At 44.6% G+C, this 16,320-nt stretch carries 11 protein-coding genes and 2 pseudogenes; 8 read left to right on the top strand and 5 right to left on the bottom strand.

Features of this window, described 5'->3' with window-relative positions; translation table 11 throughout:
• Positions 1-116 precede the first annotated feature (116 nt).
• Both AACT52_RS23320 and AACT52_RS23315 read right to left on the bottom strand, forming a co-directional pair.
• Entirely contained in the window at positions 117-980 is an 864-nt protein-coding gene (locus AACT52_RS23320) for a GDSL-type esterase/lipase family protein (protein WP_143172705.1), read from the bottom strand.
• A gap of 820 nt (positions 981-1,800) precedes the next feature.
• Entirely contained in the window at positions 1,801-2,340 is a 540-nt protein-coding gene (locus AACT52_RS23315; protein WP_073627351.1) for a phycobiliprotein lyase, read from the bottom strand.
• Positions 2,341-3,186: 846 nt separating this feature from the next.
• Between AACT52_RS23315 and AACT52_RS23310 the strand changes: the two genes are divergently transcribed.
• Together AACT52_RS23310 and AACT52_RS23305 are read left to right on the top strand one after the other, a co-directional pair.
• Positions 3,187-4,512, top strand: a complete 1,326-nt coding sequence (locus AACT52_RS23310) for an efflux RND transporter periplasmic adaptor subunit (protein ID WP_073627444.1) — start codon at positions 3,187-3,189, stop codon at positions 4,510-4,512.
• Between the two features lie 65 nt (positions 4,513-4,577).
• Positions 4,578-7,880: an efflux RND transporter permease subunit gene (locus tag AACT52_RS23305; protein WP_073627347.1), complete on the top strand. Its 3,303-nt coding sequence runs from the start codon at positions 4,578-4,580 to the stop codon at positions 7,878-7,880.
• A gap of 165 nt (positions 7,881-8,045) precedes the next feature.
• On the opposite strand, the gene AACT52_RS23300 is transcribed toward AACT52_RS23305, so the two are convergent.
• From AACT52_RS23300 to gvpA, 3 genes and pseudogenes are all read right to left on the bottom strand, one after another.
• On the bottom strand, positions 8,046-8,858 hold the full coding sequence (locus AACT52_RS23300; RefSeq protein ID WP_073627345.1) for a hypothetical protein: 813 nt from the start codon (positions 8,856-8,858) through the stop codon (positions 8,046-8,048).
• A 743-nt stretch (positions 8,859-9,601) separates the two neighbouring features.
• Positions 9,602-10,525 (bottom strand): gas vesicle protein GvpN, encoded by a 924-nt coding sequence (gvpN, locus tag AACT52_RS23295; protein WP_073627343.1) that lies wholly within the window; start codon positions 10,523-10,525, stop codon positions 9,602-9,604.
• A gap of 224 nt (positions 10,526-10,749) precedes the next feature.
• Positions 10,750-10,959 (bottom strand): annotated as a pseudogene (gene gvpA / locus AACT52_RS23290) (gas vesicle structural protein GvpA); the annotation flags it as partial.
• Positions 10,960-11,668: 709 nt separating this feature from the next.
• Here gvpA and gvpJ point away from each other — a divergent pair.
• From gvpJ to AACT52_RS23260, 6 genes and pseudogenes are all read left to right on the top strand, one after another.
• Positions 11,669-12,121 (top strand): gas vesicle protein, encoded by a 453-nt coding sequence (gvpJ, locus tag AACT52_RS23285; protein WP_073627341.1) that lies wholly within the window; start codon positions 11,669-11,671, stop codon positions 12,119-12,121.
• 12 nt (positions 12,122-12,133) lie between these two features.
• Positions 12,134-12,601 (top strand): annotated as a pseudogene (locus AACT52_RS23280) (gas vesicle protein K); the annotation flags it as partial.
• A gap of 24 nt (positions 12,602-12,625) precedes the next feature.
• Positions 12,626-13,360, top strand: coding sequence for a GvpL/GvpF family gas vesicle protein (locus tag AACT52_RS23275; protein WP_073627442.1), 735 nt, complete (start codon positions 12,626-12,628; stop codon positions 13,358-13,360).
• Positions 13,361-13,374: 14 nt separating this feature from the next.
• Positions 13,375-13,620 (top strand): gas vesicle protein GvpG, encoded by a 246-nt coding sequence (locus AACT52_RS23270; RefSeq protein ID WP_073627339.1) that lies wholly within the window; start codon positions 13,375-13,377, stop codon positions 13,618-13,620.
• Positions 13,617-14,312: a GvpL/GvpF family gas vesicle protein gene (locus tag AACT52_RS23265; protein WP_233153783.1), complete on the top strand. Its 696-nt coding sequence runs from the start codon at positions 13,617-13,619 to the stop codon at positions 14,310-14,312. The genes AACT52_RS23270 and AACT52_RS23265 overlap by 4 nt, the downstream gene beginning before the upstream one ends.
• A gap of 49 nt (positions 14,313-14,361) precedes the next feature.
• A complete protein-coding gene (locus tag AACT52_RS23260) occupies positions 14,362-16,242 on the top strand; it encodes an ArsA family ATPase (protein ID WP_073627337.1) in 1,881 nt (626 codons plus the stop codon).
• The last annotated feature ends 78 nt before the right edge of the window (positions 16,243-16,320 follow it).

Genomic DNA, 16,320 nt, shown 5'->3' with positions numbered 1-16,320 from the left:
TCTCTACATTGTGTTCTTGATCAGGGTTCTGGTCTTATCTGAACCGTATTGGATGATAAGTCACTCAACAAGCACGGAGTGGGAGAATTTTTAGTACAAAAACGCGCTTGTTGATGTTAATAGTTTTTAGAAGTTGTCGGAACAATGGGCGTTCGTGCCCCTTGGAGTACCGCTTTCAGGGCACGTATCCACTGCTGTGCTATAAACTTATTGCCTTCATCGTTAAAGTGGAGACCGTCGCCACTAAAAATATCGCCCTGTTTTAATCGAGCAAGTACTGCGGCATGCATATCTAGGAAGAAGATCCGCTTGCCCCGTGCAGAGAGCTGCAGTACACGCTGCTTAAGGAATGCGTTGGCTTTCGTTTTCGTTTGACTAGTATCAACACCCTTCTGAATCTCCCATTTAAACGGGGGAATTGAGGCGACCACAACTCTGGCGTTGGGACGTAATAACAAGATATCATCGATAATTCCTTGAAGGGATTTTGTGAGAAAGTCTGAGGTGTTATCGCCTCGTGCATCACTAGCAAAGAAATCATTGGTGCCAAGCATTATCAGCACCACATCAGGCTTGGTCGCTTGAACCCAGTCCCGAACGCTTCCTGGCTTCCCCTCCCACGAAGGAAGACGAACATTTGATTTTGGTTGTTGCAACACTTGCGCCGCAGACCAACCACCATGACACTCATTATCGGGGTCAGTATATGCGCCGTCTTTTTTAGTTCCCACCCAGTCTATGGTAGATCCAAGTTTGGTCTGTGCCACCGCACTACGTAGAACGGCAATATTGCTTGCACATAGAGAGTCTCCTAAGGACATGACTTTGGTAGCTGCGGTGGCAGTTCCAACCGGAAGAAAACACAGTAGTATGGCGGCTAGACTGACATTACCCCACCTACAAGTGGCTGTTTTTTCGCTTACGCACTCGATACTCTTCTGTATGCTTAACAAACGGCGGATTTGATTTTGGATACCCATTATGTCGCCCACTTGATTAATCAGCGTACTCTTGTACTGCTAAGATCGCGCGTCGTTTTCTGTTCCAATGCTTACTCTAAGTTTATTAAGCGTCAGAAAAGAAAAAGTTAAAACTATCAAAGCATAGTGGGAGGGTGAGAACCCCTTGCTTTTAATTCGGGGATGAAACCCGACACAACAAGTTTTAACTTGTTGTTTCTCTGTTGAACCCTCCCCCGCGCGCGAAAACGGGGCGGTACGGCCACATCCAAGGACTGACTTTTTGCTCGATTCAGCTATCTGGTCAGAGATTATTGGCTGATTGGAGACTCGCTCTGAGGGAGAATCAGACTGCCTGCGTATGCCCTTCGGGCACGCTGCGCGAACAGACGCGCCTACGGGAATTGCGAGTTAAATAACGTTGTCACGCCTCCAACAAGGCTGGTTCCAGCCCCGGATACTCGTTTAGAGCATCCCGCAGTGACAACTTATCCTGATTGACGTACCTACCCAAAAAAGCACTGAATAAATACTTTATTAAATCCCCCGAATTCATTGGTGGGGAAGCATAGCAGCATAGCTGCCGCGCGTACTTCTGCCTTCTTAACAACTAGCAGCGCTACCTGTGGCGGTCGTTCAAATCCGAGCACTCTTTTCTGGAGAAGAAGTTTTGCTTGGGTTTGAGTTATATCATGTCCGGATAAACACTTGTAAAAACGAAGAACCTCACCCGCCTCCCTTCCCCTCTTTGATGCCTTGGAGAGGGTTGGGGTGAGGTAAAGCAGGAATTATAAGTAATCAACCGGACTTGATATTACAAGTGTGAAATCAAAAATGCTTTCTAATCTATTCTCTTTTCCAAATATTGACCAATCATCAACTGTTCGCCAGCACGAGAGATAATAGACTGGCGTGTGCGGTATTTGCTGCCAATCAGCTTTAACTCTTCCTCAAACACTGAACCATTGTATTCAGTCCGCAAACACAGTGTTTTGGGATTGGGGAAGTGATACTCGGCGGTGACAGGTTTGCTTGTGGCAAAACCGCGATCGCGATACAAAATATTTCCTAAAGCACCAAAGAGTGTTGAACCTTTAGACTCCTTCCTTCCCGTCACAGAATTCTCACTTTCCCAGATCACTTCAGCGCCACAGACTAAACTGACTGTATCAGATAGACCGTGCATCTGAGCTAGCTTTTGCAATTCATCGCATCCCTGTGTCAAAAACCGAATGGTGATCAGACTCACCATTTCCTTGGTTTCTCCATCCGGTAATGTATAGTAGCGCCGTTCCGAATGCCACTTACCGACTGATTTTTGAAAAAATTCTGCCAGTAGAGATTCGTCAGTAGTTTGTGTCAGTTTGAGCGGTGATGTCACTGGTATCCTTCCTCACGTAAAGGGAATTTGTCATCGGGTCTGAGACTTACTACACTATCTGTGTCCCAAATACCAGATATCGTTACTTTTCTTAAGATTATCTTAAGATTAGGAGAATTGCTGATAGTTTTGCTACAATAGTAGAAATAAGTATTTTTATTTTTTTTACAACTATCTAAAGTAAGAAACCAAGACTGAGAAATTTGGTTTCTCCAAATTATGAAATATTGCAGTTGTTGGAACCAATAGACACAAAGACTCGTCTTTATATATAAACCTTGCTTCCGCAGACATGATTTCTTGTCTTCCTGACTACCGATTGGTAAGTTGCCTTCTGCGTGTCTACGTCTGTAAAGTTGCCCTTGCAAACGACATGAGATAGCTGACCGAAAAAGAAAAGGATATATGCGAATGTATTTATTCATGGACAGGAAAAATGCACAAGCTAATTATTCAAGCCCCCGTCAACACCCTTTAGGGTCTTCAATTTTGAATTTTGAATTTTGAATTTTGAATTTTGAATTAAGCGAAGGGGTTGACCCTGAGGCAGAGTCAAGGAAAATTAAAAAATAGTTATAATAACCTCAACAAAAATTGCACGACTTTACGTAAAAATCGCTTTGTCCGGCAAAACTGCAGGAGGTAAAAAGGGCATTTGTCCTCTTTATGTATTAATTGTATGAACTTTTACTTAGGATACTAAGTTTTAGAGAATCAAATTATTGTGTTAACCCAAAACTGCCCTAACAGGAGCCTGAGTAGATGGTTTTGGAAGGACATCAACAGCTTAAAGTATCACATAGCGAAAGGCAGAAAAACAAAGATTGTTTTTTAAGACAGCTAACAATGACCTCCGAAAAAATGCAAGTTAATAGGATTTTGATTGCTTCTGTACTTGGCGTAGGACTACTGACAGGGGGTTGCGGTTCACTTCCGAAGGAATCAGCTGAAGCTCAATCAGAACGCCCTGGCGGTAACCAAAAAAGAGGCGGTGCAACACCTGTGGATGCAGCAGTTGCCCGTACTGGCGTGTTACGACAAGACCCAGAATATACAGGTAGTACCATACCATTCCGCACCGTGTCACTGCGATCGCAAGTGGAAGGGCGGCTTTTGGCGTTGAATGTCGATGTGGGTGATCGTGTCAAGCAAGGGCAAATCATTGCACAGTTGGATGATGCTCTCTTAAGAACAGCGCAAAATCAAGCAGAAGCAGAATTAGCAGCTCTCAAGTCAGAAGTAGCAAGGACAAACGCTCAGATAAGCAATGCTCGTGCCCAGGTAGCTAGCGCACAAGCAGAACTAGAGCAAGCACAAGCAGACGCACAAAGGCAGCAGAAACTCTTGAAAGAGGGGGCGATCGCACAACAAGCAGCCGAACAAGCACGCACTGAAGCCCGAACAGCTACGCAAGCACTCCGCGCTGCACAAGAGCAAGTCCGTACAGAACAGCAAGTTCTAGCAGCCGCCCAAGGTAGAGTCGTTGCTCAACAAGCCGTAGTTGCCGAAGCTAAAGAGCGCCGCTCGTATGCAAGGCTGACATCCCCAATTACTGGCGCAGTTTTAGAAAAGCTGACAGAACCGGGAAATCTCCTCCAACCAGGGAATGAAGCCTTGAAACTTGGTGATTTCAGCCGTGTCAAAGTCGTGGTTCAAGTTTCGGAATTAGAACTGGGGAAACTTCGCTTAGGGCAACCTGTAAAAGTGCGGTTAGACGCCTTCCCCAACCAAACATACACTGGGCAAGTAACGCGTATTTCTCCCGCCGCCGATACAACAGCTCGCTTAGTGCCAGTTGAAGTCGTCATTCCCAACAATGATAGTAAGATTGGCAGTGGTTTGTTGGCACGAGTTAATTTTGAAAGCCAGACACAAGCGCGAGTGGTAATACCTGAGACAGCCCTTCAGGGGACTGAGGGGACAAGCGGACAACCAGACAAGCAGACAAGCAGACAAGGGGAAAATCGCCAGGGAACAGTATTTGTTGTAACGGAAGTAGATGGCAAAGCGAAGGTAGCACCTAGATCCGTAACGCTTGGAGAAAGGGCTGATGGCAAAGTAGAAGTTTTATCTGGGTTGCAACCAGGAGAAAGATTTGTGGCGCGCAGTGGCAAACCCTTGAAAGATGGTGAGGCTGTGAGTCTTTCAATTCTTTCTGAGAAAAAATCGTAGGGCATCACCTACCATACCGAGACAAAAATACTCAACACGCAGTACTCACTCAGCATTTACGTATTATGCAGCAGGTAAAGCAAGGTAGCGGATTCAGTATTAGCGCGATTTCCATCCGCCAGCATATAGGCACACTCATGCTCACCGTGGCGGTAATTGTCGTAGGTATATTTTTTCTCACAACAATTCAAGTGGATTTGCTACCAGCAATTACTTATCCGCGAATTGGTGTTCGGCTAGAAGCACCTGGTATATCACCTGAAGTCGCAGTAGATGAAATCACTAGACCCTTAGAAGAAGCTTTATCAGCCACCGAGAATGTGGTGCAAGTTTTTTCCCGCACGCGTGAGGGACAGGTGAGCCTCGATTTATTTTTCCAGCCAGGAGGCGATATTGACCAGGCTCTAAACGATGCCACTGCTGCTTTTAACCGAGGTAGAGGACAACTACCAGACACTATCGAAGAGCCGCGCATCTATAAATTCGATCCCTCACAACAACCAATCTACGAATTGGCGATGACATCTGGCTCGCTGCAAGGTAAAGATTTACGGGTATTTGCGGATGAAGAACTATCTCGCGAACTCAGTGTCGTACCGGGAGTCGCCTCTGTTGATGTATCTGGCGCTGCTGAAGAAGAAGTGCGCGTGCTAGTTGACTTAAAACGTTTGCAAGCGTTGGGCGTTGGGTTAACCGATGTACTCAATGAATTAACAGCCCGTAACCAAGATATCTCTGGTGGTCGGATTTTGGGGGAAAATACCGAACCATTAACCCGTACGGTAGGAAGGTTCAAAAAAGCAGAAGAAATCAGTAACCTCTCCTTTCAAGTCTCCTCATCGTCCTCATCCCCCTCATCCTCCTCATCTCCCTCATCGTCCTCATCCCCCTCATCTTCCTCCACTTCCCCCCCTTCCCCACCCCGCCGCGTCTATCTGCGAGACTTTGCTGAAGTCAGTGACGGCACAGAAGAACAGCGAGTATTTGTCTACCTGAACCGTCAGCAAGCTGTCAAAGTGTCAATTCAAAAGCAGCCTGATGCCAACACAATCACGGTTGTCGATGGCGTCAAGCAGCGGATTGAACAATTGCGACAGTCCGGCTTAATTGCTCAAGATATGATTTTGACCCCCACGACAGATGAATCTCGCTTCATTCGCAATTCGTTGAATGATGTGATTACCTCGGCAGTTTCTGGGGCATTGTTAGCAGCAGCAGCAGTGCTACTATTTTTGGGGTCGATACGGCAAACATTTATTATCAGTTTGGCAATTCCGCTGTGTACTTTGGCAGCGATCGCTCTCATGAAGCTGTTCGGCTTGACTTTGAATGTCTTCAGTTTGGCAGGTCTAACCTTGGGAATTGGTCAAGCAATTGATACATCGGTAGTTATTTTAGAGAACATTTCCGAAAAAACAGGCATGAACCCCAATCAGAAAGAGATGGAGAGATTGGGAGACAAGGAGATGGGGAGAAAACCCAATTCAAAATTCTTTATTGATACTGCAATTGAATCTTCCCAAGAAGTAGAATCTGCTTTGGTTGCCGCTACCGCTGCCAACTTGGTTTCTGTAGTTCCATTCTTGCTGATTGGCGGCTTTATCTCACTGTTATTTAATGAAATGATTCTGACGATCAGCTTTGCAGTTGCCGCTTCGCTGGTCGTTGCCGTGACAGTAGTGCCGATGCTATGCTCTCGACTGCTGGCAATTCCCTGGTCTAGTCGTATCAGGGAGTTTTGGTTGTTGCGCCAGTTTAACCGCCGCTTTGAAGATGCAACAATCCTCTACGGCTCTTTGTTAAAGAAGATTGTACGTTATCGGCTAATCGCGATCGCAGTAGCTTTTGTGATTTTAGGTGGCGGCAGCTTGTTCATGGCAGGTCAAATTTCGCAAGAAATCTTACCACGCATCAATACTGGACAAGCCAACTTAAGAGTGCAGTTTCCTCCTGGTACACCTCTGGAAACTTCTCAGAAAGTCATGCAGGTTGTGGATGATATTTTAATGAAGCAACCAGAAACTGATTTTGTTTTCACAACAGTAGGTGGTTTTCTCTTTAGCAGCACTACCAGTGAAAATCCTCTACGCGCCAGTAGCACTATTACTCTTAAACAGGGCAAGGATGTCGAGAAGTTCGTCCAAACGGTTAATAAAGAATTTAACAAACTCAATTTAGCAGGAATTCTGCTGCGGCTGAGTCCCGGTCAGGTGCGGGGTTTAATCTTGAGTAATACCCCAGCTCAAGGTTCAGAAGTTGACGTCATCTTGCAAGGACAAGATGAACAAAAGTTACAGCAAGCAGGCAGGCAAGTGCTGCAAGCTTTGGAAGAAAAGGCAACATTAGCGAGATTCCGACCAGATGCCGACCCCCGTCAACCAGAAGTGCAAATTCGCCCTGATTGGGAAAGAGTTGCAGCTTTGGGGCTGACAGCGCAACAAATTGGTGAAACGATTCAGACAGCGATAGAAGGTTCAGTTCCTACGCAAATTCAACGCGGGAACCGCTTAGTTGATGTGCGCGTAGAGTTAAATCAAGAAGCAATCCAGCGTGCTTCCCAGTTAGAAGGATTACCGCTATTTACAGAAAATAACCAACAAATCCGTCTTTTGGACGTTGCCCGGATTGAAGAAGGTCAAGCACCGGGAGAGGTTCAGCGTATAAATCAGCGTCAGGTTTTTATCATTGCAGGTAACCTCAGCGAAGGTGCTAGTCTTGGTGATGCCATAGCACAAGTGAATGAGGTACTTAAGAGCGTTCAGTTACCTGATGGTGTTTCCATTGTGCCAAGTTCCGCCCAAGAAACTAATCAGCAGCTACAAAACTCTTTGAAAACTTTGGGAGCGTTAGCAGTATTCTTAATTTTCGTCGTCATGGCTGTGCAATACAACTCGCTGATTGACCCGTTGGTGATTATGTTTACCGTACCACTGGCGTTGGCTGGGGGAATTTTCGGACTTTACATCACCAAAACGGCAATCGGCGCAACGGTGATAGTCGGTGTAGTCCTGTTGGTGGGTATTGTGGTGAACGCGGGAATTTTGATGGTAGAACTGGCAAACCAAATTCGGGAAGAAGAAGGTTGTACTCGTCAAGTCGCCATCCTCAAAGCCGCTCCTCAGCGCTTGCGTCCGATTATGATGACTACAGTCACGACCATCTTGGGGTTGTTCCCCTTGGCTTTGGGCATTGGTGAAGGGTCAGAGTTTTTGCAACCTTTGGGGATTGTCGTGTTTTTTGGGATGGCGATCGCCACAATGCTCACGCTGTTTATTATCCCCTGTTTTTACATTGTGCTGCACGATTTGCTTGGTGGGAAATGGGCAAAACCCGTGTTTAATAAGCTGGATAAGTTGAGGAAATGGTAAGCCACTCCGTTGCGGTGAACCAGCCCTATGCAGGAGGGTTTGCCGATCGTATGTCATAGTCCATATTGGATTAACTGTCTGAGCAGTTCCTTACCTTAAAGCTTATACAGTACGAATTTCAGACTATCTTGCCCCTGGTGTCAGCGAAGCTATATCTACGCCTAGTTAGGTGTGACGCAGCTTGGTGAAGCGGCGGATTAGATATGCAGCAAGGAAAAAGAACGGTGCCCAGCCAACGAGGAAGAGAAAAAACGCTGGCGAAAACGAACCAGGCTGGTTGCCCAGGTATGCGCTGGTAGCTGGATCGTCGCCCTTGATTGCGATGCCGATCGCCGGTCCAAACCCCTGAAGCGCACCCCACCAACTGAATGCTGCCAAGCAGCTCATGCCAAAGCGATGTTGCGCCACAGCCGTCGCACGGTTATTATTTGGGGATGAGGTTGTTCGCGCAACGACGACAACAATGAGGACGAAAGTCCAGATCATCCACAGCGCACCAGTCCACGGATTGAGTCGCAAAGTGATGATCACCGTGAGTAGTAGCCCGGTCGCGACGAGCAGGGCAGGCACCACCGTCACAGCCGTATCACCGAGCTGCCGACGGAATACACGTGGCGGCGTGACCTCTCGTAAAATATAGAGGATGCAGAGACCCACGAACAGGAAGCCCAAGCGTGCCGGATAGGTGCTGGGCATGGTGTAACCTGCGTATTTTGTATGGTTCTCTTCCACGAAAAAGCAGAGTCGAACCACGTCGATCACGACACCAGTGAGTGCCACGATGACCATCGACCAAGCGAAAAAGCGTCCGGAGCGCACGTGCGATTTGCTACCCTTTCGCGCTGTGAAGGACACAATAGCGGAGATCGGTGCGATCGCCCCTGCAATAATGTGGAGTAAAAGGATCGTCAAGAAGACATAGTTTGCAAGGGAGCTTCCGTAACTGACTGGCTTGTGAAGCAAGAACGTTGATTCCACTATTACTCCTATTCTGACTGCACGCGGTTACAGCGGTTACAAGTGAGGCATTATTGAGTAATTTTACTAGTCTAATACCAATTCTCTGTAAACTTGCACTTAATACTCGCTCTTTCACTCTTGGCGTGCTTGGCGACTGGCGTCGCCTACGGAGGGAAACCCTCCTGCAGCGCTGGCTCGTCTTGGCGGTTCGTTTAATAAATATTAAGTGCATCTTCATGGAGAATTGGTATAACTTATTTTTAGACGGATTTAGGCATCATTGATGGGGTGAAATAAGCATCCGTACAGACATTTACGCCAAGGACTTGATGACCTATTTTCAACATCCTGTCCACCCGGAATAAAAATGTACCAATTGAAGCTCCTGAAATTTAGAAGCCTCAAACCCTTGCTGTACCGTACTAAAAACTGTACCTAATAGCCTATAGGTTAATTGGTACATTGAGAATTGCCAAAAATATTGATTGACGGAATGCTTACCCAGCAGGGGTTACAGCCAAGCGCGTAACTTTCTGTTCGATTGCTCATTTACCCCTTCTACAGATGATTATTGACCCTTGCTGACCCAACTTTAATGCTTTTGGAGCTAATCGTGCCACACCTTGATTCCTTCAAAACAACCCACAATGGCTTTTATTCTTCGTTACTTATTCTGTGACAATAATAGTCGGTTTATTTCCGCCATCATGTACTAGCAATCGTCGCACCAGTACGAATTTGCCGCATGGTGCGAATAAGGATCATTGGTTTACCTTCCGTTTAGCAGAAACTTTTTTTGTTGAGCGAACTTCCTGAAACAGTTCCCCAAAAATCGAGCTTGCTTCACTGTGCGACAGTTTGGAACGGGACAGCAGGACATCTGCACAGACATCTTGAAAGTCAGTGCTGGTAAGTACAACAGGAACATTATTGCTCTGACAGACTTTAGCAATGATCAGACACGCCCGCAAACCGGAGGACTTTCCTGAATGCGGTGTGCGCTCCCGAAACTTCTTGACAAGAGACACAATCACTGAGGCATCTGGTCGTGTCAATCCTGATTTTTGGACAACAATCTCTTCCTGAGTCAGTTCGTCTGGCTCTGGAATATCGATCGTTATCAGGCGATCCATCAGTGCCTCCTGAGTTTCATGAACTCCGCAGTACTCCTCTGGATTCGAGGTAAAGATGACTCGGAACTGGGGATGAACACCAATATATTCCTGTTGCTGAGCAGCGGTTGGTAGCACCAGTAGCTTTTCCTGCAATACGGAGAGCAGCACATTATTAACTTCAGGACGGGAACGATTGAACTCATCGTAGACCAGCGTGAAGCCTTCACGGCAGGCAGTGGTCAGGCGGCCATCGACCCAAATCGGGCGGAATTCATCTTCCAGCTTAACAACACTGCGAATATAATTATCAACAACTTTCTTGCTGTTATAGCCCAGTTGGTTGCCAATCAGATCGGAGGACTTGTGCTCATCATCTCCAAACGTCAGCAAAATCGGACGCTGCAAAAGATTCGCCAAATGTAGTGCCAATGTTGTTTTGCCGGTTCCAACCGGACCGCGCAGGTGGACAGAGAAGCCAGCGTGAAGATAGCGCAGCGCACGCTGAATCAGACGATTGATTGGTGGTGTATTGACAAAATTATAGGAGTTAGGTTGCACAACTGTAGTCACAACTCAATCCCTCGCACGACATCTGTTGGGTTAGCAGTGGAAGGTTGCGAAGGTGAAACACCTGTTGCATAACTGCCAGCAGAAGGAATGGGCGTCCTTGATACATAATCTTGTACCGCAGGCACACCAGGCACAGCAGGTACCGCGGGCACACCAGGTACGGCAGGTACGGCAGGTAGACCAGGTAGACCTAAATCAGGTAGACCAGGTACAGCACGTGCAGGAGGTACAGCAGCTTGACCGGTTAAGCCAACAGCTTGTGCATACCTCAAATAAGTTTCTACTGATGCCAGGACAATCCTTGCTTCCACTACTAACAGTTCAATTCCTACAAGGGATACCCGTACCCACACATCGATAACGACACCCTTATCGAGGATGCGATCAATGACTTCAGCCAGACTGGAAGATGAGTTTACTGTTTCAACTGCCATGATTACTTCTTTTGATATATATCAAATTGTGTAACAAGTTAATGGCTACAAATTTTTAATTCGCAATTTTATCCTAATACGAAAAATAGAACTTTTCAAATCCAAATGTTGTATCTATGTCCTAAGTTTAATTTTTTGAAATTGAAGAAAATTTTCTGAATTGTTGCTGCAAAACCCTAGCAAATACGTGAAAATAAATATTTTTTTTTAAAAGAGCTAAAAGGTAAAAGGGTTTTATTTTTTTGTTTAAATTCTATATTTCCTACTTTTCCTACTTTTCCTACTTTTGAGAATTTTCCTACTTTTGAGAATTTTCCTACTTTTCCTACTTTTTATTGTTTTGCAGAGGTTTTAATATATATTTAAATATCCTAAAAACTAAAAACACGAGAGCCGATTTATTATCAAGAGGCTAGGCAATTGCATGCGTAGCCCACGGTTCTTACGAGCAATTGTTGCTCACTGCCCAGCATGGCGATTGCATGCGTAGCGCACGCCGTAAGGCGTGGACCAAACTCCAAAATTATTAGATAGAAGAGATTCTCGCATTTGCTCGTAGAACTGCTGTTGAAAAAGCAGCGACGCTAGGTCTAAAAAGGCATTTTAATAAAGAAATTTACATCAATTCAGGGGATTCAAAAAAAGAAAAATATTATATTCTCGTCTAACATGGGAAAGCGTCTACTATACATAAAAAGTCGAAACAATCGTGACTTCTACGCCGAGCCTGCCAAAAAGTTCTCAATCCAACGCGAATCGAACAATTACAACATCTACCCAAGGGTCAACTTTGGCGGATATTCTTGAACGAGTTTTGGATAAGGGAATTGTGATTGCAGGTGATATCTCTGTTTCTGTCGCCTCCACCGAACTTTTGCATATCAGAATTCGTTTATTGATTTCCTCAGTTGATAAAGCGCGGGAGATGGGAATCAATTGGTGGGAAAATGACCCTTATCTCACCAGCAAGTCCCAGGCTTTAATTGAAGAAAATCGCCAACTTCAGGAACGGTTGCAAAGTTTAGAAGCAGAAATGCGATCGCTCAAAGCTTTAGCTACCAGTCAAATAGAATTCGGTGCAAGTGAGCAGTTAAAAAACCCTTATTCTGTGCCGAGAAATCCCTCTACTGAAAAGGACACTAACCCTGTAGATGAAATGTAAAAAATTAGCATTATGGCATTACTTGGATCAACCTCTGAAAATCCTGAGATAGTAACTACCACTAACAAATTGAACAGTAAAGCGGGGTTGGCTTCTTTACTGTTAACAGTGATAGAATTGCTTCGCCAGCTTATGGAAGCGCAAGTCATTCGCCGGATGGAACAACAAATTCTCAGCGAAACCGAGTTAGATAAAGCAGCAGAAAGCCTGCAAAAGCTGGAAGAACAAGTGTTGCAGTTATGCGAAATTTTTGAAATCGAACCAGCAGATTTGAATGTGAATTTGGGAGAATTCGGCACCCTTTTACCACCACCAGGAACTTACTATCCGGGGGAAACTAGCAACAACCCTTCTATCTTGGAACTGCTAGACAGACTTTTAAATATTGGAATCGTGGTGCATGGCGATGTTGATTTGGGCTTGGGTAATCTGAATTTGATTCACGCAAAGCTGCGGCTGATTTTGACATCAAAACCGATAGAAAGGTTGTTTGATAAAAAAATTATGAATAATGGTCTTTATCTTTACGGCATTTTACCCGCACCTATTTCGGAAAAAGTGGTTCTGGAAGGATTAGATCAACAACCAGTTCAGAGCTATAGTGTTGACGGGTTCAACTTTTTATACTCAGAAGCGAAAAAAGAAAAATATCTCACTTCCCGACGCAATTTATTGTGCCATGAAAAAGTTTTGGAACTCGCGATGAGTGAAGGGTTCCGCACCCTACTACCTCTTCGCTTTGGATTGGTCGTGAAAACCTGGGAAACGGTTACTGATCAATTGACTCGTCCCCATAAGGAAAAACTGGAAGAGTTATTTCAAAAATTGGAAGGACGCAGAGAAGTGAGCGTCAAGGTATTTTGGAATAGCCAGTCGGAGATTCAGGGGTTATTAGAGTCAAATGCCAGCTTGAAAAAAAAGCGCGATGCGATGGAAGGTAAAGCTTTAAGTACGTCAGAAATCATCGAAATTGGTAAGCTGATTGAAAATGGTTTGCAACTTCGTAAGCAAGCAATCATTGATGCTTTCCGTTGTGAATTGAACGCTTTGGCAGAAGAATTTGTGGAAAACGATACGATGACGGAAGAGATGATTTACAATGCGGCTTATTTGATTCCTTGGGAAAGTGAATCTAACTTTAGCGAAAAAGTACAAGCAATCGACCATAAATTTGGCGATCGCCTACGAATTCGCTACAACAATTTTACGGCTCCTTATACATTTGCCCAGCTTTCTTAAGGGAAACTAACATTATGTTTCTGGAACTATTAACTTTTCCCGTTTCAGCACCACTAGGTGGAATCATCTGGCTAGGAGAGCAACTTCTAGAGCGTGCTAATGCTGAATTAGATGATGCACAAAATTTGCAAAAACAGTTATTAGCTTTGCAGTTAGCATTTGATATAGGTGAGATTTCAGAAGAGGAGTTTGAAATTCAAGAAGAAGAACTTTTGCTGAAAATTCAAGCCTTGGAAGAAGCAGCAGAAGAATCTGAATGAAAGGTACAGTGGAACAGTCTAACTTTTACACTTACGCTTTTCTCTTGACACCAGCCACTGTTTTGGAGTTACCTGTCGGCATTGGCGTGAGCGTACTTCTTATCAGTCGTGCTGGCGTTTCAGCTTTGGTGGAACCAGAGGTGTCTAGTGAATCATTGCAGAACGATGACGAACGATTAATCCAAGCAGTTTTGTCGCATGATCGAGTGATTTGCGAACTATTTCGCCAGACTACAATTTTACCCTTGCGGTTCGGCACTTCCTTTGCCTCAAAAGAAAGTTTACTGACTCATCTAGAATCCCACGCAGAGGAATATCTAGAAAAGCTACGCCAACTCAATGGTAAAGCCGAATATATCTTAAAGTTTATTCCTCGAACCCTAGATGAACCAGTTATAACGCCGTCATCAGGAGGAAGACAATATTTTTTAGCCAAGAAACAACGTTATCAAACACAGCAAGACTTTCAAATAGCTCAAACTGCGGAATGGAATCACGCAGTTCATGTGATTACCCAGATATATAAGTCGGCAATTGTTGTTCAACCGCAGGGTGAAGAAGGGCGGATTTATCTTTTAGTCAGTCGCCAAGACGAACCCTTACTTGCAGAACAATTTTTAGCTTGGCAAAAAACGTGTTTTCGTTGGGAATTACAGTTAGGACTCGCCCTACCTCCTTACCATTTTCTCTAAAATTTCTATCTTGATTTTTTCAAGATAAAAAATATCAGGACGTGTAGAGATGGATGATATAGTAAAGTACGACTCGCTTCACCTAGCAATGTTTAGCGGTAAAGGCGGAGTAGGAAAAACTACCATTGCCTGCGGTTTTGCTCGGCGCTGGGCCAGATTATTTCCCAACGAACAAATACTGTTAATATCTACAGATCCGGCACATTCTTTAGGCGATGTGCTACAAATAAAAGTGCAAAACAACGCCTTACGTTTACCTGATTTACCTAACTTAAGCGTTCGGGCGTTAGATGCTAAAGAATTACTCCTAGAATTTAAGGCAAAAAACGGTAAGTTTTTAGAGGTATTAGTTGAGCGGGGAAGTTTTATTGAAGGCGAAGACTTAACACCTGTTTGGGATTTAGACTGGCCCAGTTTAGATGAAGTTATGGGTCTGTTGGAAATTCAACGCCTGCTGACAGAAAAAGTCGTAGACCGCATAGTAGTAGATATGGCTCCTTCCGGTCACACTTTAAACTTATTGGGAATCAAAGATTTTTTAGATATAGTTTTAAATTCTTTAGAATTATTCCAAGAAAAACATCGAGTCATTACCCAAACTTTTAAGCGAAGTTATACCGCCGATGAAGTCGATGACTTTTTGGTCAAGATGAAACATGAATTAGCAGAAGGCAGACGCCTGCTGCAAAATCAAGATATAAGCGCTTGCTTGGTGGTGGCGATCGCCGAACCTATGAGCCTCTTAGAAACACAACGATTTCTAGAAAGCTTGCAAGTATTAGAAATTAAGAGCGGTGGCTTATTCATTAACCGGATTTTAACAGATGCCGATACAGATTTAGACCGCTATAGCGAACAACAAAAATTGCTAGAAAAATTCGTAGAACTACCAGGAAACCAATCTGTTTTTATTGTACCGCAACAGGCATTAGAACCACTGGGCAGTGCGGCGTTAGACAATATTATTAGCCAAATTCAAAAAATTGATACAGTTGCAATTGCTCCACCACCACCGATACAATGGCCCCCTAAAGTTCTACCCAGTTTCAGCGATTTTATCGCAGAAGGACGGCAACTTATCCTTGTTGCCGGCAAAGGAGGAGTTGGAAAAACGACAGTAGCAGCTGCTATAGGGTGGGCGTTAGCAAGTCGTTATCCTGATAAAAATATTCGCCTCATTTCTATCGACCCCGCCCATTCTTTGGGAGATGCTTTTGGGGCAAAATTAGAACACAAACCCACTCAGATAACAACCAATTTAAGCGGTCAAGAAATCAATGCTGATATAGTCTTAGAACAGTTCCGAAATGATTATCTTTGGGAATTAGCCGAAATGATGAGCGGCGAAGGAACGGTTCCAGGGGCGGTGAAAATTGCTTACACTCCCGAAGCTTGGCGACAAATTGTAGCGCAAGCTTTACCTGGTATTGATGAAATGCTGTCCCTGATCACTGTGATGGACTTATTAAACCGTAAACAGCAAGATTTAATTATCCTAGATACTGCCCCCACCGGTCATCTTTTACGCTTTCTGGAAATGCCATCTGCATTGGCAGATTGGTTAGCCTGGATATTCAAGCTGTGGATGAAGTATCAAAATGTTTTAGGTAGGGTAGATTTCATGGGGCGGCTGCGGAATTTGCGACAACAAGTTGTACAAGCGCAGAAGAAATTGAAAGACCCCAACCACACCGAATTTATTGGTGTCATCCAAGCTCAAGCTGCAATTATTGCAGAACAAGTGCGGTTAACTGAGTCTTTGCAAAATATGGGAGTTCCCCAGCGTTACATAGTGCATAACCGCTACAGTCAAGATAGCTCACTTGATGCTGGTTTATTTGCCGATCAAACTATTATTCACTTACCGATTTTACCCCGTTCTGTGGAAGCGCTAGACCGAATTAAAGGGGCAGCAAATTTGCTGTTTTAAAATTTTTGCACCCATGCCCTAAATAATAACTAATCAACCGGATTTGGATATATAGCGTTTTTCATCTGAATGAAGTAC

The organism is Scytonema sp. HK-05 (assembly GCF_963872035.1).
GTDB lineage: Bacteria > Cyanobacteriota > Cyanobacteriia > Cyanobacteriales > Nostocaceae > Kalymmatonema.
This window is presented reverse-complemented; position numbering and strand designations above follow the sequence as displayed.